At 48.7% G+C, this 22199-nt stretch carries 16 protein-coding genes and 1 pseudogene; 8 read left to right on the top strand and 9 right to left on the bottom strand.

From position 1 onward, the window contains the following. The 4 genes and pseudogenes from H515_RS14945 to dgt form a co-directional block, all read right to left on the bottom strand. Window positions 1-193, bottom strand: a pseudogene (locus tag H515_RS14945) (hypothetical protein); the annotation flags it as partial. 116 nt (window positions 194-309) lie between these two features. Then, complete coding sequence (locus tag H515_RS13115; protein ID WP_025876714.1) at window positions 310-3888, bottom strand: DEAD/DEAH box helicase; 3579 nt, start codon at window positions 3886-3888, stop codon at window positions 310-312. An 83-nt stretch (window positions 3889-3971) separates the two neighbouring features. Continuing rightward, on the bottom strand, window positions 3972-4967 hold the full coding sequence (locus H515_RS0106485; RefSeq protein WP_028901742.1) for a YqiA/YcfP family alpha/beta fold hydrolase: 996 nt from the start codon (window positions 4965-4967) through the stop codon (window positions 3972-3974). Window positions 4968-5034: 67 nt separating this feature from the next. Then, the gene (dgt, locus tag H515_RS0106480; protein ID WP_025876716.1) at window positions 5035-6372 is read right to left on the bottom strand and encodes a dGTP triphosphohydrolase; all 1338 of its coding nucleotides are present in this window, start codon (window positions 6370-6372) and stop codon (window positions 5035-5037) included. A gap of 232 nt (window positions 6373-6604) precedes the next feature. On the opposite strand from dgt, the gene dut reads away from it, so the two are divergent. From dut to H515_RS0106450, 6 genes are all read left to right on the top strand, one after another. Continuing rightward, window positions 6605-7042 (top strand): dUTP diphosphatase, encoded by a 438-nt coding sequence (gene dut / locus H515_RS0106475; protein ID WP_025876717.1) that lies wholly within the window; start codon window positions 6605-6607, stop codon window positions 7040-7042. A 167-nt stretch (window positions 7043-7209) separates the two neighbouring features. Further along, the gene (locus tag H515_RS0106470) at window positions 7210-8889 is read left to right on the top strand and encodes a tetratricopeptide repeat protein (RefSeq protein WP_051274699.1); all 1680 of its coding nucleotides are present in this window, start codon (window positions 7210-7212) and stop codon (window positions 8887-8889) included. Further along, complete coding sequence (locus H515_RS0106465; RefSeq protein ID WP_028901740.1) at window positions 8886-9776, top strand: lipoprotein insertase outer membrane protein LolB1; 891 nt, start codon at window positions 8886-8888, stop codon at window positions 9774-9776. The genes H515_RS0106470 and H515_RS0106465 overlap by 4 nt, the downstream gene beginning before the upstream one ends. Window position 9777: 1 nt before the next feature. Further along, window positions 9778-11616, top strand: a complete 1839-nt coding sequence (locus tag H515_RS0106460) for a murein hydrolase activator EnvC family protein (RefSeq protein WP_025876719.1) — start codon at window positions 9778-9780, stop codon at window positions 11614-11616. A 102-nt stretch (window positions 11617-11718) separates the two neighbouring features. Beyond that, a complete protein-coding gene (locus tag H515_RS0106455; protein ID WP_025876720.1) occupies window positions 11719-12039 on the top strand; it encodes a metal-sulfur cluster assembly factor in 321 nt (106 codons plus the stop codon). A 119-nt stretch (window positions 12040-12158) separates the two neighbouring features. Then, window positions 12159-12923 carry a UDP-2,3-diacylglucosamine diphosphatase gene (locus H515_RS0106450; protein ID WP_025876722.1) on the top strand — a complete coding sequence of 255 codons (765 nt, stop codon included), beginning with the start codon at window positions 12159-12161 and terminating at the stop codon, window positions 12921-12923. Window positions 12924-13408: 485 nt separating this feature from the next. Here H515_RS0106450 and H515_RS0106445 read toward each other — a convergent pair whose 3' ends face one another. Together H515_RS0106445 and pta are read right to left on the bottom strand one after the other, a co-directional pair. Then, on the bottom strand, window positions 13409-14614 hold the full coding sequence (locus H515_RS0106445) for an acetate/propionate family kinase (protein ID WP_028901739.1): 1206 nt from the start codon (window positions 14612-14614) through the stop codon (window positions 13409-13411). 115 nt (window positions 14615-14729) lie between these two features. After that, window positions 14730-15776 (bottom strand): phosphate acetyltransferase, encoded by a 1047-nt coding sequence (gene pta / locus H515_RS0106440; RefSeq protein WP_028901738.1) that lies wholly within the window; start codon window positions 15774-15776, stop codon window positions 14730-14732. A gap of 171 nt (window positions 15777-15947) precedes the next feature. Between pta and H515_RS0106435 the strand changes: the two genes are divergently transcribed. Next, on the top strand, window positions 15948-17693 hold the full coding sequence (locus tag H515_RS0106435) for a GNAT family N-acetyltransferase (protein WP_028901737.1): 1746 nt from the start codon (window positions 15948-15950) through the stop codon (window positions 17691-17693). Between the two features lie 353 nt (window positions 17694-18046). Here H515_RS0106435 and cdaA read toward each other — a convergent pair whose 3' ends face one another. Both cdaA and folP read right to left on the bottom strand, forming a co-directional pair. Beyond that, window positions 18047-18820 carry a diadenylate cyclase CdaA gene (gene cdaA / locus H515_RS0106430; protein WP_025876726.1) on the bottom strand — a complete coding sequence of 258 codons (774 nt, stop codon included), beginning with the start codon at window positions 18818-18820 and terminating at the stop codon, window positions 18047-18049. 167 nt (window positions 18821-18987) lie between these two features. Continuing rightward, the gene (folP, locus tag H515_RS0106425; protein WP_025876728.1) at window positions 18988-19830 is read right to left on the bottom strand and encodes a dihydropteroate synthase; all 843 of its coding nucleotides are present in this window, start codon (window positions 19828-19830) and stop codon (window positions 18988-18990) included. Window positions 19831-20103: 273 nt separating this feature from the next. Here folP and H515_RS14520 point away from each other — a divergent pair, with 273 nt between their 5' ends. After that, complete coding sequence (locus tag H515_RS14520; protein ID WP_154653665.1) at window positions 20104-20355, top strand: hypothetical protein; 252 nt, start codon at window positions 20104-20106, stop codon at window positions 20353-20355. A gap of 234 nt (window positions 20356-20589) precedes the next feature. Here H515_RS14520 and H515_RS0106420 read toward each other — a convergent pair whose 3' ends face one another. Beyond that, window positions 20590-22029: a C69 family dipeptidase gene (locus H515_RS0106420; protein WP_025876729.1), complete on the bottom strand. Its 1440-nt coding sequence runs from the start codon at window positions 22027-22029 to the stop codon at window positions 20590-20592. Window positions 22030-22199 lie beyond the last annotated feature (170 nt).

Below are 22199 nucleotides of genomic sequence, written 5' to 3'. Positions count from 1 at the left end.
GGATTACTTCCGAGGGCAAAGATAACGATTTTGAATCAATGGGCCAACGTTTCAGCCATTGGAACATTGAACCACTAGACACATTCCACTTACGCAATATGGACGCTTGAGAAGAACCGCTAGAATAATAATCGATTAACACTTGCAGCTTGAACGAATTCGAAAATTCGCGTGGGGTTTTACGTTTTGTCATAATTTCTTACTTTTTTTATAGTCAGAATTGTGACAAGCTAAATCCGTATAAGACATGCTGATTGTCAGGCATTGGCAATACTGTTTGATGATCCGATGTCTGTCGTCGCTAACGGTCTATTTATCAGAGAAAATCAATCTTCCGCCTTTCCCGTCTATATAGTCCAACATTTCGCCGAAGAGCTTGTTTTGGCGGAGCGTTGCCTCGTTGCCAGTGAGGATGAGTTGCTTTCGGGCGCGTGTAATGGCAACATTGAGTTTCCTGTCGATGGCTTTCCCGTCTTCAACAAATGTGTTGGCAGTGAGAAACTCCAGCTGATAATGACTCTGAATGGTGAATGAATAGACAATGACATCGCGCTGGCTGCCTTGATAGCGTTCCACGGTGTCGATGCTGATGGCCTCCAATTCTGGGATGTTCAGTTTTTCGAGTTCCTTGCGAATCATGGCTATTTGATTGCGGTAGGGCACGATAACTCCAATCGATTTTTGGGGATCGAACGTGTCGCCCATCTGACGGTGCAACCGACGGATGATGTCGGCGACAATGCGGGCCTCCTCTGTGTTCACCTTCTCCGAGATGTTAGGCTGTCGGCAGGCTTTTGACGGAATGAAAACCATGCGGTGAACTTTCAGAAAGTCGTCGGTCGCATCCTCGCTGGCAACGTTGTAAGGCAGTTTGGTCTCGGTTTGATGCATCAGTGGCACGCATTCCAGTTGCTCACGTCGGTAGAAGGTCTTGTTGGGGAACTCCGCTATGTCGGGATGCATGCGCCCCTGTTTGCGCAGTGTGCCGATAAATTGTGTGCGTCCTGCCGCACGTTCAGTGCGGATGAGACGCTCGAAGAGCGAGTTGGCACAGTTGTCCAGATGGATGGCTGACAGAAGTGGATCGCTGGTTGATGACTCGTCTGAATCTTGTTGAACGACCGCCGGAAGTTGCTTGTAGTCGCCGATTAGGATGAACTTCCCGATTGCCTCTCTTCCTGCTCTCTCCTCCGGAGAAGGAGCTGCATTTTCGCTATGGAATGGCTGCACGGGGGGTATTGTGTGAAGATGCGAAGATGTTATGGTGGTGGCACCGGGAGCCGACTGCGTAAGTTCGGTTTCGCTCTGAGATAGCGGTGTATGAGTCGGTAGGGCCGATGAGGGGGCTGATTTCGTGAGGTCGTGGTTTAATTGCCCGAAGGAGGTCTGAAGCGATGGAGGATTTTTTGCTGATAGAATTCCAATAATGTTTGGTTCGAGAATCTGACTTGCTTCGTCGATGATGGCAACATCGAAGTGTTTGATGTTGAAGATGAACGGACGGGCGGAAAGTGCAGCGGTGGTGCTCACAATGATGCGTGCGTCGGTGAGCGTCTGGGTGATGCCGCGCAGTGTGGGATTCTCATCTATGACATGCGACAGCAGATGACTTTTGAAACGGGCATCGCAACTGTATTCGTTGCCTAACCGTATGTAGTCGAATCCGTTGTCGGACAACATTCCACAGATTTCATCCACGGCACGGTTGGTGTAGGAAAGGAGAAGGAGGGCGGAGGAAGAGGCATATTCTCTCACAAGAAACTGCAGCGCCATTGAAGTCTTGCCAGTCCCTGGAGGTCCAATCAACAGAAAATAATCTTGTGCTTGTTTTACTTTCAGAATAATATCGTCGTAGGTGGGATGATAACTCCGGCTGAGTTGCAGAATTGTGTCGTAGCGAGGGGCGCGTTGTCCGAGCAGTAGTTGCTTGCGATCGTCGTCGGCAGTGATGAAGGTGTGCAATCCATGGATTGCCGCAGAGCTGCCGATATCGCTGCTGCTGTGTTCGATAGCGAAAAAGTCGCCACTGATGATGTCGTCGTTTTGTTGGCCGTCGTTCAGATGGATAGTCAGATTGTTGTTATGGATGGCCTCTATAGCACCCCTGAAGAGTATGCTCTTGCGCACATCTGGCATTTCTCCTCGCTTGTAGGCATAGAGGTAAATCATGTCGCCCTGTCGGAAATTGGGCAGAAAGTTGTCGCTTTGTTCAGGTACATCGAGCGTTATGGTGTCGTAGCCGCTGAAAGCACTGCTGCGTCTCTTCTCCTTGATGGTCAGCCCAGTGTAGATGTTTCCCGTCTCCATCTTCTCTGATAGCGGCATGTTCCACAAGTCGGCGTTGCAGCTGCCCGTTCCCTCCTGATAGCCCACCTTGGCAATTATCTGCTCTTTGATAACGAAGCGCATCATCCGGCAGAAGTATGCGCTCTCAAGTGGCGAGAGATGGTGGAGTGGTGCGAGCGTGTCGGTGAGCCGTGGAAGAATGTACTGGTTGAAAAAGCGGTCGTTGCCTTGCACCTGTCGGAGCGTTGCCGGAGTGAGCTGTGGTATGATGCGTGCGAAATCATTGTCGGCCAGCCAAAATTCCGTCGCCACCACCTGATTGCGGAATTTTAGTGCCTCCATCATCAGTTTCTGTAGAGGCTCGACTTCTAAAAGTCCGTCTGGAAGTGGGTATTTGGAATAGAGCAGATGAATGTTTGTGTTCTTCCCGCTGCGGTTGAAGTTATACTGGAGGATGCCAAAATAAAGCAGCACCTGCACGTAGTGTTTCTCGATGTGAAGCGATCCGTGCTTGTTGGGTCGCTTGCTGGTGAGATAGAAGTTCTTACCCGATTTTTGTTCCACCAGCAGCTGAAGGTCGGTCGTCATCAAATCGACACGTCCTTGGATGCCCAGTTGCTCGCATACGAACGAGGGTTCCAGTATGGCTTTGTGTTTATTGTGAGTCTTGAAAATCTCTTCGGCAATCTCCCGAATGTTTTTGACTTGCGATTCAGATTCCTGTTTGAATTCCATGGCATTGAAGTCACCGCAGGTAGCAAAGTCGAGTGCATGGTCGCGGAAGTTCGACTTGAAAGTGTTGCCAATGTCGTAGTTCTCGTGGTTGATGATATCGTCGAGGGCTGCTCCGGCAAAATTTCCGAGAATGGTGTGTCGGTTGTTTGGGCGAGCCTGCAGACGGTTCACTGTGTAAAGGAGAGGATGGTGTCCATAGTCCTCGAAGCAGTTAGCAATAGAGGAGATGTCGAGGAGATAATCTGGTTCGACGACAATTATTTTAGGCACAATTCGTTTACGGGAAACGTTGCAGTCGAGCAGATTGAGTTGCATCCCTTCACGCAGAATAGGGCGCAGATAGGTGAGGTCGATATAGTCGGGAGTCGCCGTGTAATCCACAGTTAGTTCCTCCTCGCTGCAGTCTTGGTTGAGTACGCCTACCTTGATGGTGTCGTTGTTCCATGATCTTACGGTGCAACGGATGTATCGGTAGTTGGCTATCTGAATGTTCGACGTGCGTCGTCCAGTCGCTGGTATTCTCCCAGCGAGAAAAGAAGGAATGGAAGTGTCGAAAACAGCTGCGATAAAGACGGCCAAAGCCCTACAGTCGTAGGCGAGGTCGTTGGGCAAGATGGGGGCGAAGGAATTGCTGTGTCGGCGCATCAGATGGATGGCTACCGTATCTTGTGGACTGACGTGATGTCGGCGACAAAGCGAATCGACCTGAGAAGAAAGGTTCCCGAATCCGTGACGTGTGCTTTTAAGCCCTTCATGACAAGCCAGCACAAGGGTTTCGTGCATCAGTCGATTTTGTATGTCAGGCCGATTGTCAGCCCCTGATAGAATTTCCGATATGCGATGGAAGAGCTCTTCAGATGTAGTCATAATGGAACCCTTGCCCCAAACCTCCACAGGGAGGACAGCCCGTGGGGGCAATGCGGGATGTTTTGATGGTTGTTTTATTGTTTTTATTGTCCGCCCAATCTCTCAAAATATACAATTATCTCTTCCCAAGTCTTGAACTCATCACTGCCAAGAGTGAGCGATGTACCCATAAAATCGTCCGTTTCATCGGTCGAAACAAGGTAGTCGCCATAAAGAATTTGGGGTTGGTTGGTGAAAATGACATGATTCCATGCCGGTGCGCTGAACGTCTCCTCTATCCATGTTTGAACATCAGACAGGAAAGGATGATCGTTCGTTGGAGCTGGTGCCACAAAATAGACCTTGTAGTGGTCGAGAAGATACTCGTAGGCCTTGTGAAGGCTCGATTTCGGCTTGCCGTATGAGTCTGGCAGCGCACTCCAGTCGATGAGAATCGTCTTGCGCTCGCGACCCTCTTGCTTGTCGTCGATCCAGCGGATGGCCGGTATCAGGTAATGGAATATCACCTTTTCAACAAGCCTGTGCTCGCCATGGAAACGGATGGCATTAGGATAGTGCTTGTTGAACAGGTCAAATGTGTGGACTATCGGATCGTTGTCGCCGAAGAGCCCATATACCCTTTTCTGCTCCTCGGCCGTGATATGGCTGAAGCATTGTTCCGTCATATCCTTGTATTCTTTTTGCAAGGCTTTGGTAACGATGACCTCCTGTATTCCGTCTTGGCGTGGGTTCTGATAAACCTGCTTGCCCATCATGTTGTTCTCAGTGATGGTTGAGCCCATTTGAAATGCCGGATTCACACAGATTCTGTCTGTCCCGTAGAGCATTTCGGTGTACATACCACCCATGGATGTTCCTATAATCAGGTCGGGCCGTTCGTCGGCTTGTAGTTGGCGGAGCAGTTGCATCGCCTCTTCGGGGTGGATGGGCAGGTCGGGAGCTATGACGGTGGCCTTAGGCATGTAGTCTCTCAGAATTTGCGCGGTGTGGGTAGAGCCGGCAGACATGAATCCATGAACGTAGATGAGCTTCTTGCCAGCCATCAGGTCGGGGAATGTTTTTTGATATTGGTTTTCCATCTTTTCGTTGTTTTGTCGTTTATTGCCAGACTTTCAGAAAGCGGGAGCTGTGAAATGGCTGGTCTGGTTAGATGATGGGCAGACTTATGCCGTTGATTTTCTGATAGATGTCTAGCGCATAGACGTCGGTCATGCCGCTGATATAGTCAATTACGGCCATCACGCGGTCCTCAAGGTTCTTGTTTTGGATGTCGTACTGACTCGAAAATCTGCGTATCAACTGTTTGCTGTGGAATTTCTCTGGAGCGATGGCTGCGTCGATGAGTGCCCCCATCAGGGTTTCCATAATCTTGTAGCCCGACAGTTCCACGTCAAGGACGGTCTTGCTACTGTATATTTTCTCAACAGACACCTTTGAACAGTGTTTGTAATTCTTTCTCTGAAGTTCGGGAATGTGGTCTATCAGCGAACCTTCAAATGTGCCGTTGAGGATGGCTTCCTCGTTTTCCACGAATACATCGACGCACAAACTCTCCAGTAATCCTACTGCACAGGCCCGGAAATAAACCACTTGCTCGTTTCTGTCGGTCACGCCCTCATCCTCGGTGCGTTGTCGGATGCTCTGCTTGGTCGCTTCGTCGAAGAATCCCAAGAGCAGTTCTGCCGTCTCGTCGAACGACAGAAGTCTCAACTTGTGCGAGTCTTCTATGTCCATAATCTCATAGCAGATGTCATCGGCGGCCTCCATAAGATAAACCAATGGATGGCGGGCGAAGGCGATTCCTGAATCGGATGATTGCTTGCAGATAATGCCCAGCTCATCGGCTATCTTGCGATAGTTACTCTCCTCGGTTTCAAAGAATCCGAATTTGCCATGCTTTCCAGCGAGTGATGAAGAGAAAGGATACTTCACTATGCTGGCCAAGGTGGAGTAGGTCATGACAAAACCGCCATCCCGTCGCCCAAGGAATCTGTGGGTCAGCAGGCGGAAAGCATTCGCATTGCCCTCGAAGTGGGTGATGTCATCCCAGAAACGTGGGCTTACTTCTGACTTAATGTTTGCCCCCGGCCCTTCGGTGAAAAAAGCCTGAATAGCCTTCTCACCACTATGCCCGAACGGTGGGTTGCCCATGTCATGGGCATAGCAAGCCGTCTGGACTATGGTACCTATTTCCTCGAAGAGCGTTCCCCTCAAATCAGGGTGCTTCTGAGTGAGTTTTCTTGCCACATCGTCGCCCAAGGATTTGCCCAAGGAGGCAACTTCAAGCGAGTGAGTCAGACGGTTGTGGACAAAAACGCTTCCCGGCAGTGGAAATACTTGTGTCTTGTTCTGCAATCTTCTGAAAGGTGCAGAGTAGATTAATCGGTCGCTGTCGCGCTTGAACTCTGATCTATCGTCGTGTCTCAAGGCATGTCGGTCTTCCTGCCCGAGTCGTTTGTTGGAGATAAGCTTTTGCCAGTACATCATTCTAAGTTGAGAGGTTTACAAGTTTACTTGTTGATAAGTTTGTCATTGGGTAGCAAGCTTTCTGCAATACTCTGTGATTTTTTCTTACAATCTTGCATGCTCGCGTGCTCGCCAATTCAAAAATATCTTACGCAAAAGTAATTAAAATTGGCTAAATTGGGCCTTTTTTAAGTGTGAAAATTCAAATATGTGGTTAGAATTGATTATTTTTGCACATTATTGAATAACTATGGTTCAGATAAAAGTAGTAAATAAAGGCAAGCAACCTTTGCCAACTTATGCAACGGCCCAGAGTGCCGGCATGGATCTCCGTGCCAATATCGACAGTCCAGTCACATTGAAGCCTATGGAACGCCGCCTGGTGCCAACAGGATTACACATCGCATTGCCCGAATGCTATGAGGCGCAGGTGCGCCCTCGGAGCGGCTTGGCTCTGAAGCACGGCATAACGGTGCTTAATACGCCGGGTACCGTGGATGCAGATTACCGTGGGGAAATCATGGTGCTGCTGATTAACTTCTCGAATGAGGAGTTTGTCATCAACGCTGGCGAACGCATTGCACAGATGGTGATAGCGCGACACGAGCAGGCGCAGTTCGAAGAGGTGGAAGTCCTCGATGAGACGGAAAGAGGCGCAGGTGGTTACGGTCATACTGGTGTGAAGTAAGTCGCTGGGGCAGCTTGCTATTAATAAGCTGGCACTGGTTCATTTCAGTCAGCAAGGCAATTTTTCTGCCAGATAATGATAATTGTCTGCAGTTGATTTTAACAACGGAGGAATATTGATTGGAAAATTCTCATAGAAAATACCTGAGACAAGGAGTCGTGGCAACAATGCTCTTCGTGTTTGCCTTGACTGCAAATGCCATCCCGAAGGATGCGCTGATGCGCTACAACTATTTCTTCCTTGAGGCCATCCGGCAGCAGGAGATGGGAAATATGGCTGCCGCATTCGACTTGTTGAACCATGCCAAGGACATCAATCCTGACGCACCGGAAGTCTATTATAAGCTGGCGGGCTACTATGTTTATATGAAGAACAACGAGCAGGCGCGTATCAACTACGAAAAGGCGGCCGCACTCGACCCGGAGAACTCCACTTACCTTGAGAAGATGGGCCAATTCTACATCACTCAGAGTGATTACACGAATGCTCTTGATGCTTACGAGCGCCTTTACGCAACTAACAAGGCACGGGAGGACATTCTTCAAATTCTATTTCAACTCTACGGCTCACAGAACGATTACAAAAAAATGATCGAAGTGCTCGACAGACTGGAGCTACTCGTAGGCAGCAATGAGCACCTATCGCTCTCTAAGATGCAAATCTATGATCAGATGGGCGATAAGAAGAAGGAGGAGGCTGTGTTGATGGCCCTCGTCGCCGAGCATCCACTCGAACTCAGTTATAAGGTAATGTTGGGAAACTGGCTGTTTCAGAATGGTAAAAAGAAACGGGCTTTGCAGGAATACAAGGCTGTTTTGAAGGAAGAGCCTGACAATCCATACGCCCAACTGTCGTTGTTGGATTACTATCGTGATGCCAGAGACTTGAAAATGGTCGACCAGCTGACAGAAAATATTCTCCAATCCAAAAAGACCGAGAAAGAAACCAAGATGGCTTTGCTCCGACAAGTCATCATGGACAACCAAAATGAGAGTGGCAAGGACAGTTTGGAAGTTCTTAAATTGTTCGATAAAGTTCTGGCCTCACCTCAGGAAGATGCTGATATAGTGTTGATGAAGGCGGCTTATCTGACTCTTCAAGGTTATCCAAAGAACGAAATCAACATGGTTTATGAGCAGGCAATAGAGATAGAACCAGATAATATCCGTGCCCGACTGGCGCTTCTGCAGAACATTTGGGAAGACAAGGAATACGATAAGGTCATTGATGTTTGCCGCCCAGCGCAAGAATACAATCCAGAAGAGATGGCTTTCTATTACTATCAGGGCTTCGCGCAATACATGAAGCATGACAATGACGGGGCTTTGACGACCTTCCGCAAAGGGGTGAGTCAGATTAAGCCTGACAGTAATCCCGACATCGTTTCCGATTTCTATGCCGTTATGGGAGACATTCTTCACGAGAAGGGACTGGATAAAGAGGCTTTCGAGTCATACGACAGTTGCTTGCAGTGGAAGCCTGACAACTTTGCTGCACTAAACAACTATGCATATTACCTGAGTGAAAAAAGAAAAGACCTCAGCAAGGCCGAACAGATGAGTTACAAGACCATCAAGGCTGAACCAAACAATGCGACTTACCTTGATACCTACGCATGGATTCTGTTCCAGCAGGAACGTTATCAGGAGGCAAAAATCTATATCGACCAGACAATCAAGAATGACAAGGCGCCCAGTGGAGTGGTTATAGAGCATGCTGGCGATATTTACTTCAATGCTGGGGAGCCCGAAAAGGCGCTTGAGTACTGGAAACAGGCATCGGAGAATGGCAACAACAGCGCCATCTTGAAAAGAAAGATTGAACAAAAGAAATACATAGTCAAATGAAGATAAAAAATATAGGGATAATCGTTGCAGCAACGCTGGTGTTTGCCAGTTGCGGAACTAATAAGGCAATAGTGAAACAGTCCACCACCGTGAAACAGACAACTGCTCCAACCCAAAGTTCAGTGCAGAAACAGAAGTTGCAGTTTGTTCAGAAAGTTTCCGACCAGTCTCTTTATCAGAAGAATCTCGTGTCCGATTTGTCATTCACGCTCAACACTGGTTCAAGGAATATCTCCGTTCCAGGCATCTTGCACATGAGAAGGGATGAGGTTATCCGCATTCAACTTCTGATTCCGCTCATACGAAGCGAAGTCGGGCGTATTGAATTTACGAAAGACTACGTGCTCTTCATAGACCGAATGCACAAGCAATACGTGAAAGCAAGCTATAACGACGTGGCTTTCCTGAAAGACAATGGCATCAATTTCTATTCGCTTCAGGCATTGTTTTGGAACCAACTCTTCATCCCTGGTCAGCAACGGGTTGGAGAAAGTCAGCTGTCGATGTTTTCTGTTGACCTCGCTGCCGTCCAAGCAAACAATGTACCAGTAACATTGCTGGATGGGAAGATGGCCTACAAGTGGCTGGCAGAATCGGTATCAGGGCTCATCAACATGGCTGAAGCCAAATATACGAGTGCGAATCATGGAGTCTCAACCTTGAAATGGAACTATGGAAACTTCCAGAACTTCGGTGCTAAGAAATTCCCGGTCTATCATGAAGTGACCATCCAAACACAGGCAACCAAGCAACAAAGAACCATCAAGGCTGTCTTTGAACTTAACGGATTGAGCGACAACGCAGATTGGGAGAGTTTCACCACACCTTCAAGCCGATACCAGAAGGTAGGAGTAGATGAAATTCTTGAGAAATTAACGAAACTGTAGGATGAAACGAATCATATTCATATCACTTTTATTGACTACTTGCCTGTTGTCTCCGCATGCCCAGAAGCAAAAGACACAGCGGAAACCGCAAACCACACACCAAAAACCACAGGCAACTCGGCAGAAGTCTAAAACTGCACAGCAGAAGACGCGTATAACTCAACAGCCACAGAGAAAGACCAATCAGAAAGTATCTCGCAAGAGAGGGAAAGGCTCTTCCAAGTCGCAGAAGTATGTTACGACAGAGGAAATCAAGGGCTTGCAGCGACAAAACCAGCAGATTCAGAAGGAAATAACAGAAAATGAGCAGAAACTAAAGCAGAAAGAGAAAGACGTCGCTGAGAGACTGCAGAAAATCATTACGCTCGACACGGAGATAGGACAGCATCAGAAAACGATTGACACCATAGCTTCAGATATCAAACATCTTGACGGAAACATCGGAATTCTCAAGGGACAGCTCAACTCGCTGGAGACACAGCTTGATGAAAGGAGGGCGCGCTTCATCCGTTCCATGCGTTACATGGCCCGCCACCGTGGCATTCAAGACAAGCTGATGTTCATCTTCTCGGCAAAAAGTCTGACACAAATGTACCGGCGACTTCGCTTTGTCCGTGAATATGCGGCATATCAGCGTGCTCAAGGAGAACTATTGAAGGCAAAACAGTTGCAGGTAGATCAGAAACACAACCAACTGCGTCAGGTTCGAGGAACCAAGAGCAATCTTCTTTACAAGGATCGGCAGACTCACATTCAGATGGAGAACAAGAAGATTGAACAGCAGAATGTGGTTCAGTCATTGCAGAACGACCAAAAGGTGTTGCAAGGGGTTATTGCTGACCGACAGAAGAAACAGCAGGCTATCACGGCACAGGTGGACCGCTTGGTGGCTATTGAGATGGAAAAAGTCCGTCAGCGTGCTATTGCCGAAGCCAAGGCAAAGGCCGCTGCCCGTGCGGCTGCCGCCAAGCAGCGTGCTGCAGACATGGCTCGCAAGAAAGCTGCCGCAGAGGCTGCCGCCCGTGAGAATGCACGAAGAATAGCCGAGGCAAAGGCCCGTGAGGAAAAAGCCAGAGCTGTGGCAAAGGCAAAGGCTGAGGCGGCTGAACGGGCTCGAAGGGAGGCCGCTGCCAAAGCAGAGGCAGCTCGTCAGGCCACCGAGAGAGCTCGTCAGCAGGCTGCGGCAGAGGCATCGGCCAAGAAAGAAAGAGAGTTGCGCAAGGCACAGGAACGTGAAGAAAGAGCTCGTCGTGAGGAAGCCCGCATCAGCGCACAGGCTGCGGCAGCCAAAGCTCGTGCCGACCAAGAGTTACGCGAGGCTGAAGTGAACCGTCAGGCAGCTGAGCGCAAGGCCGTTGCAGACAGAGAACGTGCCGCACGAGAACAAGCCGCAGCAGCCAAGGCCAGTGCGGAAAGTACTACACTCATGTCGTCGGCTGATCGCGCCATGACGGGTAGCTTTGCGAACAACCGTGGCCGGCTTCCCATGCCTATGTCAGGCAGGATTATTACGCATTACGGTAATTACAATGTCAATGGCTTGTCGCACGTGAAGTTGAACAGTAGTGGCATCAACATCAAGGGCTCAGCAGGCAGTCCCGTCAGGAGCGTGTTCAAAGGCGAGGTCAGCGCCATTTTCTCTGGAGGAGGGACCACTGCCGTCATGGTGCGTCACGGAGTTTACATCTCATCTTATTTCAACATGGGAAGCGTCAGCGTGAGAAAGGGGCAGACCGTTGGAACCGGCCAGACATTGGGCACTGTCGATTCGGGCGGCGTTCTCCATTTCCAACTCCGTAAAGAGACTGCCAAGTTGAATCCAGAACAATGGCTCCGCTAATCAATGCCCGGATATCTTAATGTCGGTGACAGGCGTTGGAACTGATAAACGGTTAGAAGCCTCGTTTGTTGCCGGCAAAGCAAAAACAAAAAGAATAAAATTATGACACAAGAAGAACGAACAAAGATAACAGAGGATATAGTAGAAGTGTTGAAAACCGTCTATGACCCGGAAATCCCCGTGAACATCTATGATCTTGGAATGATTTACAAGATTGAAGTACAAGACGATGGAAGATTGGATATGGACATGACATTTACATCGCCCTCCTGTCCTGCAGCCGACTTCATCTTCGAGGATGTCAGGACGAAAGTAGAGAGCGTTGCAGGCGTCACCTCTTCTAACATAAATCTTGTCTTCGACCCCGTCTGGGATCAGAGTATGATGTCTGAGGAGGCCCGCGTTGAATTGGGATTCGATTGATGAGGGAAGCTTGCCCCGTCGGGTGTTCCCTGCCTGTTCTGTGCTATTGGTTTACAGAACGTTTCCAATGCAAAATTGACTTGAACAAACCAACCAATGAGTGATTTCTTATTCAAATTATGAAGAATATATATTTTCTTTCGGACGCGCATCTCGGCTCACTTGCCATTGAGCACAAGCGAACACAGGAACGAAGGCTCGTACGTTTCCTCGACAGCATTAAGAACAAGGCTGCCGCCATCTATCTCATGGGCGATATGTTCGACTTTTGGAACGAGTACAGGTATGTTGTCCCGAAGGGATTCACACGCTTTTTGGGAAAGATATCCGAACTGACTGACATGGGTGTTGAGGTTCACTACTTCATCGGAAACCATGACATCTGGACCTATGGGTATTTGGAAGAAGAGTGTGGCGTCATACTTCATCGCCGACCCATCACCACGGAAATCTACGACAAAGTGTTTTTCCTTGCTCATGGCGACGGATTGGGCGACCCCGACCCTAAATATCGTTTCTTGCGCAGCATTTTCCACAATCGTTTTTGTCAACGACTGCTCAACTTCTTCCATCCTTGGTGGGGCATGCAGTTAGGACTCAATTGGGCAAAGAAAAGCAGACTGAAGCGAGCCGATGGAAAAGAGGTGCCCTATCTGGGTGAAGAGAAAGAGTATTTGGTGAGGTTCACCAAGGATTACATGAAGACACATGCCGATGTGGATTACTATATCTATGGTCATCGCCATATCGAACTCGATCTGACGCTTTCGCGCAAGGCACGTCTTTTCATTCTGGGCGACTGGATATGGCAGTTCACTTATGTGGTGTTCGACGGCGAACACATCTTCCTTGAGGAGTATGTAGAGGGCGAGAGCAAGCCTTAGTTAGGGCAAATCAATAGAATGGTTTTGAGTATGATAGCCCACCACATCAATAATGGATGATGGACTATTGGTTGAAAGGATCAGCTGGCGGTGTACTCTGTGTGAATTCCTTTTTTGAGACATTTACCTTTTATAGAGCCTCTCCAAGCTCTCTTCTGTTTTAATTCAGCTATCTTCTTCTAATAGGTGAGCTTTTGATGAGCGAAAGCTTACCTATGGTACGACGAAAGCTTACCTTTTACCTGCGAATAAATAATGTCTTGTCTTATAAGCGGTTGCAGAGACCTTTACTGTGACAGATAGCTGGGGAAATGACCAATTTGGAATAGACGAATAAGAGTACAAAAACGATTTCTATAAACCCGATTCAATTATCAGTGACTTGTGGGAGAAAGTAACGGATGAAATATAAAAAAGGTTGGCAAGCGGATTACCATCGTAATCGTACTTGCCAACCTTATTGATGTATGCAATAACCTTTTGGCTTATTTCTTGGCAGCCATTACAAGCTCCTGAGTGTCGCGAGCAATGACGATTTCTTCGTCGGTCGGAACAAGAAGCACTTTCACCTTGGAGTCGTCGGCTGAAATCACCTTTTCCACACCACGGCAGTTGTTCTTCTCAACATCCATCTTGATGCCCAAGAAGTCAAGACCTTCCACGGCATCGGTGCGCAGAGTGATTTGATTCTCGCCCACACCTGCCGTCCAAACAATCACATCCACGCCACCCATGGCAGCCGCATAAGCACCAATGTATTTCTTGATGCGATAGTTGTACATCTTCAGAGCCAAGATGGCACGTTCGTTGCCTGCGGCTTCGGCAGCCTCAATCTCACGCATGTCAGAACTGATGCCGGTGATACCGAGCACACCACTCTCTTTATTCAGGTAGTCTGCCATTTCCTGCGGTGTCTTTCCGAGCTTCTCCATCATGTAAGTTACGGCTGAAGCATCAATGTCGCCAGAGCGAGAACCCATCATCAGGCCGGCCAAAGGAGTCAGACCCATGGAGGTGTCAATGACCTTGCCGTCTTTGATGGCAGCCATGGAAGCACCATTGCCGATGTGGCAAGTGATGATTTTCTGACTTTTGTAATCCACACCGAGAATTTCGCAAGCGCGTTGAGAAACATAGCGGTGGCTGGTTCCGTGAAAACCGTAGCGACGCACGTGATATTTCTCGTACATTTCATAAGGCACGGCGTACAAATACGCATAGTTTGGCATGGTGCTGTGGAAAGCATTGTCGAAGACCGTTACCTGTGGGGTGTTGGGCATTAAAGCATCAACGGCACGCAAGCCACGCAAGTGTCCGGCGTTATGAACCGGTGCGAGGTCGATAAGGCTTTCTATGCCCTTTTCCACCTCTTTTGTCACGATGCAACTCTTCTCGAAGAGGTCGCCACCCTGCACAATGCGATGGCCCACTGCATCGATTTCGTCCAAGCTCTTTATGGCTCCTATCTCCGAATCCAGCAATACCTTAAAGACCAAAGCCACTCCTTCCTTATGGGTTGGGAGGTCGGCCATGATTTGTTTCTTCTCGCCATTGTTGAGTTTCACCTTGATGAAAGCCTCGTCGAGTCCGATACGCTCAACGCCACCCTGAGCCAACACTGACTCATCGGCCATGTCATACAACTTGTATTTGATGGAACTACTACCGCAGTTTAATACTAATATCTTCATGTCTTTTCAATTTTGTTCTGTTTTGTGACCATAGTCCATAATCGTGGTGTCGGTTGTGTCAGCAATCTATTTGAAATTGATGTCCCTTCCGTACACCATCGTTATGCAACAATACTTACGCTTTCTTCGCGTCTTGTGCCTGACAAGCGGTGATAGCTACCATATAGTAGATGTCGTCGATAGAACAGCCACGTGAAAGGTCGTTCACCGGACGTGCAATACCCTGAAGGATTGGGCCGATAGCGGTTGCGCCACCAAGGCGCTGGATGAGTTTGTAGCCGATGTTGCCCACCTCAAGGTTAGGAACGACCAGTACATTTGCCTTGCCAGCTATGTCAGAGCCTGGTGCTTTCTTAGCTGCCGTAGCTGGATCGAGAGCTGCGTCTGCCTGAAGCTCACCGTCCACCTTCAGTTCGGGGAACTTCTCTTTAGCGAGCTTTGTTGCCTCAACCACCTTGTCAATGATATAGACACTCTTGCCTGTCTCCTTGTCCTTCGCATCCTTTGCTGAGCCCTTTGTTGAGAAACTTAACATGGCAACGTGCGGGTCTTTGAAGCCTGCAACGCTCTTGGCTGTCTCTGCCGTGGTGAAGGCAATCTGTGCGAGTTGCTCAGCTGTCGGATTTGGTGTGACGGCTACATCGCCCATCACAACGATACCGTTCTCGCCGTATTGCTGTTCGTGGGTAAGCACCAGCATGGCTCCGCTGACGCAAGAGATGCCCGGTGCGCACTTGATAATCTGCAAAGCAGGGCGCAAGGTATCGCCAGTGGTTGAGAGAGCACCTGAAATCTGACCGTCGGCACCTTCTGTTTTTATAATCATACAACCCAGATAAAGGTTGTTTTTGGTTACCAATTCACGGGCCTGATCTACGGTCATGCCCTTCTTCTTGCGTAGCTCGGCGAGTTTTTCAGCATATTCCTCGCTTCTCGGATTGTTCATCGGATCGACAATGGTAGCCTTTTCGATGTTTTTCAGTCCCCATTCAGCTGCAAGTTTCTTGATGTTGTCTGGATTTCCAATGAGAATCAGTTCTGCAATGTCGTCGGCTAATACTTTGTCAGCGGCTTTCAGAGTTCTTTCTTCCTCAGCTTCAGGAAGTACGATACGTTGCTTGTTCGCCTTGGCGCGTGCAACAATCTGCTCTAATAAATTCATAGTTATATTTGAAAGTTTTGTTGTTAAATGTCCATTTTGCGATGCAAAGATAGCAAATTAGCACTATAACGCCAAACTTACCCTTACTTTTTTACACCTTATTAATAGAAAGTTATTGGCTATCTCAAAAAAAAGAAGTATTTTTGTATGAATTACAAAAAGCATTTTCAAATGATTAGATTTCAAGATATTAAAATAACCGACCGCCAACTGATACAAAGCTACACGCTCTTTGGGGAGCGGCAGAACTGCGACTTGAGCTTTGTGAACATCATTTCGTGGAGGTTTTTATATAATACCGAGTTCGCAATTGTCGATGACTTCTTGGTTTTCAGGTTCTACACGGGCAACCATCTGTCTTACATGGCGCCGCTTTGGACGGGCGATTGGTCTGCCGAAAAGCAGAAGGGCTTTGCAAACGTTGTGAGAAAGATGCACGCCGACTCAACGGCGTCAGGGCATCCGTTTCTGATGCTTGGTGTCTGTGGCAAGATGACTGAAATTCTGGAGTCGGCTTTCCCCGACACTTACCATTTCAAACCTGACCGTGACTATGCCGACTACATCTACGACAGGGAGAAACTTGCGAATCTTCCGGGCAAGAAGTTGCAGTCAAAGCGCAACCATTGCAACAAATTCCGAAAGCTGTTTCCCAACTACGAGTACCGTCCGCTGGCGAAAGAGATGATTCCGGCTTGCCTTGAGCTTCAGAAGCAATGGCGGGTGGTGTCTAAAAACGAGGAGGACGGTGAGAACGAGTTTACCAACGAACTGCGTTCCATGGCCCGTGTGTTCGATTTCTGGGACGACCTTGATGTCGTGGGCGGCACAATCTGGGTAGATGGCAGTCTCGTCGCATTCACCTATGGAGCGCCGATTAACCAAAACACCTTCGATGTCTGTGTCGAGAAGGCAGATTCCAGCTACGATGGGGCATTCTCAATCATCAATCAGGAATTCGTTCGCCATCTGCCGGAACAATATATGTTCATTAACAGGGAGGAAGACCTTGGTATCGAAGGGCTTCGCTATGCCAAACTGTCCTACAAGCCTGATCTGATTTTAGAGAAATACACTGTCATTGAGAAGCGTCCGCTGGCCCAGTTTGAGGGAATGGAGACCGTCACGCAGGCTACGATTGATCTATGGCGCGACACGTTCAACGACCGCGAGGAGTTTATCCAACTTTACTTCACCCGTGTGTTCCGACCAGAGTATAATGTGGTGTGCCATCTCAATAATGAGATTGTGGCTGCCTTGCAGACGCTTCCCTATCAGTTGAAATTCCACGATACAATCGTCCCGTGTCATTATATCAGTGGTGTGAGTGTGCGTGAGGAATACCGCCGCCAAGACATCGGTAACAACCTGTTGTCTCAGGCTCACTTCAGACTTTACCATCAGGAGGCGGTGTTTGCCATGCTGATTCCCGCCGAGGAGTGGCTTTACGGGTGGTATGAGCGGTGTGGATATACACGCAACATCGTCTGCACACCTCCGCCAGCGGGCATCGATGGCATGTCGTTCGACCAGTTCGACCAATGGCAGAGGAGCAAGCCTTGTGTGGTTCTGCACGATGAGGATGGCTTTGACATCGTCATGGAGGACCGCAAACTGGCCACACCAGAAGAACTTTCGGAGCAGGCTGCACGTGAAAACATTCCTGCCATGATAAGGGTGATCAGTGCCGAGAAAGCCTTCGCACTCTATGCCGCCCGCCATCCTGAAGTGACGAGGAACTTCAGGGTATATAATGATTCTGACATCCCAAAGAATAATATGTATTTCCAAGTGGCAAACGGTGTCGTTAAGCACACCAACCAACCGCTTCCTGAGACGGAGGCGCTGACCATCAGCGAATTGGCTGACTTCATTCTTGCTGACGAAGGATTGGAGATGAACCTCATGCTCAACTGATTTCACCTGTTGGCTTGGTCTCATTTTTCATTTGATTGCCAAGCAGTTTGTTTGTCGTTCTTGCGAATGCATAGCGGGCTACGGCATGGGAGAACGACAGAGAAGTTGCCGACAAGCGAATGGAATCAGTCAGTAAGCCCTACTGCCATCATCAAAACGTGAAAGTAGAGTCTGATGATCAGTTTGGGATATTTTAACAACGAGCAATCAAAAGGTCAGCTTTTGCAATGCGAAAGCTGACCTTTGACACTGCAAAAGGTCAGCTTTCGTATCCTGTGTTATAAAGTGTTGATTACCAGATGTGTATATAAGATAACGCAGAAGGGTATTCTGTCAAGAGAGTTTACTTGCTGCTATTGTGCCATTTCAGCGGTGAGAATACTCTCAAGCTGCTCTGCCGTGAGGCGCAACTGAAACTCTCCCTTGATGGCTACCGAAATACGGCCCGTCTCCTCTGACACTACAATGGCGACGGCATCGGAATCCTGCGATATTCCCATAGCGGCGCGGTGGCGGAGACCAAGTTCCTTGGGTATATTCTGGTTGTGGCTCACGGGAAGGATGCACCCTGCGGCCTTGATTCGTTTCTTGGCGATGACCATAGCTCCGTCGTGAAGCGGTGAGTTCTTGAAAAATATGTTCTCGATGAGGCGCTGATCGATTCGGGCGTCTATGATGTCGCCCGTTTCAGATATGTCTTGCAGGCTGACACCTCGTTCCATGACAATCAGTGCGCCCACCTTGCCGCGCCCCATGCTCATGCAGGCCATGACGATGGGTAGGATGGCCTCTCGGTCAACATTCTCTTTCTTCCTGTCGCCGAGAAAGAACATCAGCATACTCTTCACCCGTTGGTGTGCCCCCAGGTTGTAGAGGAAATGTCGTATCTCCTCTTGGAAGAGCACAATCAATCCGATGACTCCCACAGACACGAGCTTATCCATGATGCTGCCCAAGAGACGCATCTCCAATACCTGACTCACTATCAGCCAGATGACAACGAACACCATAATGCCGACAAAGACATTCAGTGACCTTGATTCCTTCATCACACGATAGAGATAGTAGAGCATCAGCGCTACCAGCACTATGTCGATGATATCTTTTATGCCAAATTCAAAAAACATAATATTATAAACAGCCTCATCGCCGATCGTTCTCCCTGTCGAAGCTGACGTGCCATGTGTCAGTCATAGCGCGATGTGACTCGCTTGACGATGGTTATGAAAGCGGATAAATCGGAAAATCCAGGTGATAATCTCTATATTGTGTTGCGACTGCGTTCCCTCGCCATTCAGGGAGTTGGGGTAAGGGAGAGTGCTTCGTAAATCCTCACAGCCTCTACCGCCTGTCTCACGTCGTGTACCCTGAGAATGCTTGCGCCTTTCATCAGTGCGATGGTGTTCAGGACGGTGGTGCCGTTGAGGCTTTCCTGTGGGGTGATGCCCAGAAGCCGGTGAATCATGCGCTTGCGGCTGATGCCTACGAGTATGGGAAGTTCCATGACGAGGAGGCGTTCCATTTCGTTCATCAGGGCGAGGTTGCCGGCGACGGGCTCTTTGCCGAAGCCAAAGCCAGGGTCGAGTATGATGTCTTTCTGCCCAAGGGCACGCAACTGCTGAACTTTGCTTGACAGTCCGATGAGCATGTCATGCAAGTTGGCAGCTTTCGACATGAGAATGTAGGGCACTCCGAGATCAGCCACGGTACGGAACATGTCCGGATCGGCGCCTTCCTCAACGTCGTTGATGATGTCGGCACCGAATTTCTCCACCGTTTGGCGAGCCACCGACGCACGGAATGTATCTACCGATATGACGGCGTTGGGCTGTGCCTGACGGATGATGGGCAATGCCATCTCAAGACGTCGCATTTCCTCGTCCTCACTGGCCACATCGCCTCCTGGACGGGTAGAGCACGCGCCCACGTCGATGATCTCCGCTCCCTCGTCGATAATCTGGTTGGCCCGGTTACGTATGCTATCCTCTGTCTGCATGCGGCTTTCGGCGAAGAAAGAATCAGGGGTTACATTCAGAATGCCCATCACACAGGGACGGCTCATGTCCATCAGTCGCCCCTTCACGTTGATTGTATAATTCACAGGTCTGTTCTGCCGTGACGATTTAGTTTGCTCCATATCCGCAAAGTTAATGCAAATCCTTTAGATTCCAAAATAAAGTGTTTGTTTTTCTGATTTTTTCAAAATTCATTGATGAGTTTACGTTGTCAGACGTTAAATATCGGCAGACTGAAAGGTTAGCCTCGTGACAATTCCCCATTATCAATAGGAAAATCCCTACAACGTTTTAGGAAAAACACCTTTGAGCTAACGTTTCCCTTTCGTACTTTTGCAACATAGAAAGAGCCTCAGTATTGGAGTTGATTTCGTCGGGCCTCCGCTGGAGTCTGTATGTCGGACGCAACTACTTCTACCGTCCATTGTCTTGGCGAAACGGAACGATTGTGTATAGTGTCTATTCAAGATGTCCGCGAAGGGTGGCGAGAGTGCCTCGCACAAACTGCCGATAAGACGGTGGTCCGTACAGATACAAGAAGAGGGGGCATGCTTATGGGCACAGGAACAAATACAGACATCATTATGATGATTGACGAAAGAAATCTCCGAGGTGTTAGGATTGAGGTAAGAAGATACAGGATTTGATAAAGTGGGAATGGGCTTTAGTCATGTGAAAGAGATAATTTAAGAGGACTTGAATTTAGGTTTGATAGATAATTTAGATAGAATAATTGATAGAATAATACATGTAAGATTTTGCCACTTGACGCCACTTCTAACTTTATATATGCGTTTTCGGCATTCAAATGCTGACAAACGACAAGAGAGCTACCCCAGGATTGGAGTAGCTCTCTTTTTGTTCTGTAGTGTCGGGGCTGGTTAAGCACCGTGGAAAAGGTATTCTTGCTGAATGTCCTTTGTCAGCTGTGTGAAGAGCTTCTCTTGCAGATTGTCGGCAAGGTCGAGTGCCTTTGTGAGCACACGGTCGGAGAATTCCTGCAACATGTCTTTGGCACGGAGCGGCTGCGTCTTGTAAATGCGCAGATATTCCTCTTCCATCTCGCGCTGGCGCTGATCAGTCTCCTCCTCGAACTTCAGGTAGGCCTCCTTGATCATCGGCGCATATTTGTTGTAGTTCACCATACCGAGCGTCATCACTTTGCGGAACTTCCAGTAAGCAGAGTCAACGCTTGACACGTCGGTGCCCTTCGTGTAGGCTTCGGGGTACGATGTGATGCCCTGATACAATGGAAGGAACAACCCAAGGTCAGCCATTCCCATTGCAACGTAACCTATGCAGCCGATAGCCTGTGGAAGCTCTGGGCGGACTTGCAAGATGTGAGTCTGCGTGGTGCGGAAGATGGATACCGGGCGGTAAGGTTCTTTGGGATTGTTGTGCAGGTACGGGTCGTGCTCCGTATTGTCATAATGGAATCGGAAGGCACGTCGCATATCGCTGATGCTGATAGGTTTCTCGGCTTTGGCGAACACTGGGAAAGTGTTCTTGGTGACATCGTTCTTGATTGCCGGAGAGAACATTTTCTGCAATCCCCACACACGCGGATAGTTGTAGGTGGTATCGAGTTTCACATCACGGGCATAAGCCTCGTGGAAGTCGAACGCTCCCTTCTTCGGGTCGTAGAGACCGTTTTTCTCGGCAAACTCAATGAGGTCTGGCGAGGCCATGAAGTTGTCGTTGTCGATGGGATCATAGATGCGGAAACGACTTTGGTTGCCTGTTGCGAAGTATTCTCCCTTGGGCATTTTGCAGGCCAGCCAGCGGTGACCGCAGGCTGTTTCGAGATACCATATCTCCTGACTGTCAACAAAGCCGATACCGAATCCTTCGGCAATACCATGTTTCTCTATTAGCATGCCCAACCGTTCTACGCCCTCGCGTGCAGTGCGGACATAGGGCAGCACAACGTTGAAAACGGCATTCTCGGCTATTCCGTTCTCGACGAGTGGGTCGAACTTCAACACGGCGTCACTGCTGAAAATGCTTTCGGTGGCACTCATGCCCACACCTGCTGTGTTAAAGCCGGCGCTACCCCAGTGATTGGGCAAGCTGAATGGCGCAAGGGCGCTATAGCCCAGCCTTTTGGTTGGCAGCTCGCAACGAAATGGGCTGTCTTTGGCCACGTATTCGCGCGGGCCGTTCTCTGTATCTTCGTAGAGTTCGTAGTTCTTGGCCTCCATGGCATCCCAGTCCTCAGAACGGGCTACAATCATGGAACCATCGCTTGTCATTTCCTTGCCAACGATTATCGTTGTACATTCTGATGGGAGGTGACCCACCATTTTTTCTGTTCCTTTCATAAGCATTAATTTAATTTTGTTTAGCTATGGCAAATGTAGGAATTTTATTTGAGAATAGTGAATGGAAATGGGTAAATCTGAATAATTTACCGAATAGTGGGTAAGCCGGTGTGAGATGAGGGCAGGCTCATCATTATTTATTGTTGTGGTGAAGCCTTGCTTTTTTACTG

The sequence above is a fragment of the Prevotella corporis DSM 18810 = JCM 8529 genome (genome assembly GCF_000430525.1).
Lineage (GTDB): Bacteria > Bacteroidota > Bacteroidia > Bacteroidales > Bacteroidaceae > Prevotella > Prevotella corporis.
The sequence above is the reverse complement of the archived record's forward strand: the minus strand, read 5'-3'. Positions and strand labels throughout refer to the sequence as shown.

Coding starts and splice junctions, on each gene's coding strand:
- H515_RS13115 (WP_025876714.1), bottom strand. CDS start 3,888: ATGACTACATCTGAAGAGCTCTTCCATCGCATATCGGAAATTCTATCA.
- H515_RS0106485 (WP_028901742.1), bottom strand. CDS start 4,967: ATGGAAAACCAATATCAAAAAACATTCCCCGACCTGATGGCTGGCAAG.
- dgt (WP_025876716.1), bottom strand. CDS start 6,372: ATGTACTGGCAAAAGCTTATCTCCAACAAACGACTCGGGCAGGAAGAC.
- dut (WP_025876717.1), top strand. CDS start 6,605: ATGGTTCAGATAAAAGTAGTAAATAAAGGCAAGCAACCTTTGCCAACT.
- H515_RS0106470 (WP_051274699.1), top strand. CDS start 7,210: ATGCTCTTCGTGTTTGCCTTGACTGCAAATGCCATCCCGAAGGATGCG.
- H515_RS0106465 (WP_028901740.1), top strand. CDS start 8,886: ATGAAGATAAAAAATATAGGGATAATCGTTGCAGCAACGCTGGTGTTT.
- H515_RS0106460 (WP_025876719.1), top strand. CDS start 9,778: ATGAAACGAATCATATTCATATCACTTTTATTGACTACTTGCCTGTTG.
- H515_RS0106455 (WP_025876720.1), top strand. CDS start 11,719: ATGACACAAGAAGAACGAACAAAGATAACAGAGGATATAGTAGAAGTG.
- H515_RS0106450 (WP_025876722.1), top strand. CDS start 12,159: ATGAAGAATATATATTTTCTTTCGGACGCGCATCTCGGCTCACTTGCC.
- H515_RS0106445 (WP_028901739.1), bottom strand. CDS start 14,614: ATGAAGATATTAGTATTAAACTGCGGTAGTAGTTCCATCAAATACAAG.
- pta (WP_028901738.1), bottom strand. CDS start 15,776: ATGAATTTATTAGAGCAGATTGTTGCACGCGCCAAGGCGAACAAGCAA.
- H515_RS0106435 (WP_028901737.1), top strand. CDS start 15,948: ATGATTAGATTTCAAGATATTAAAATAACCGACCGCCAACTGATACAA.
- cdaA (WP_025876726.1), bottom strand. CDS start 18,820: ATGTTTTTTGAATTTGGCATAAAAGATATCATCGACATAGTGCTGGTA.
- folP (WP_025876728.1), bottom strand. CDS start 19,830: ATGGAGCAAACTAAATCGTCACGGCAGAACAGACCTGTGAATTATACA.
- H515_RS14520 (WP_154653665.1), top strand. CDS start 20,104: ATGTCGGACGCAACTACTTCTACCGTCCATTGTCTTGGCGAAACGGAA.
- H515_RS0106420 (WP_025876729.1), bottom strand. CDS start 22,029: ATGAAAGGAACAGAAAAAATGGTGGGTCACCTCCCATCAGAATGTACA.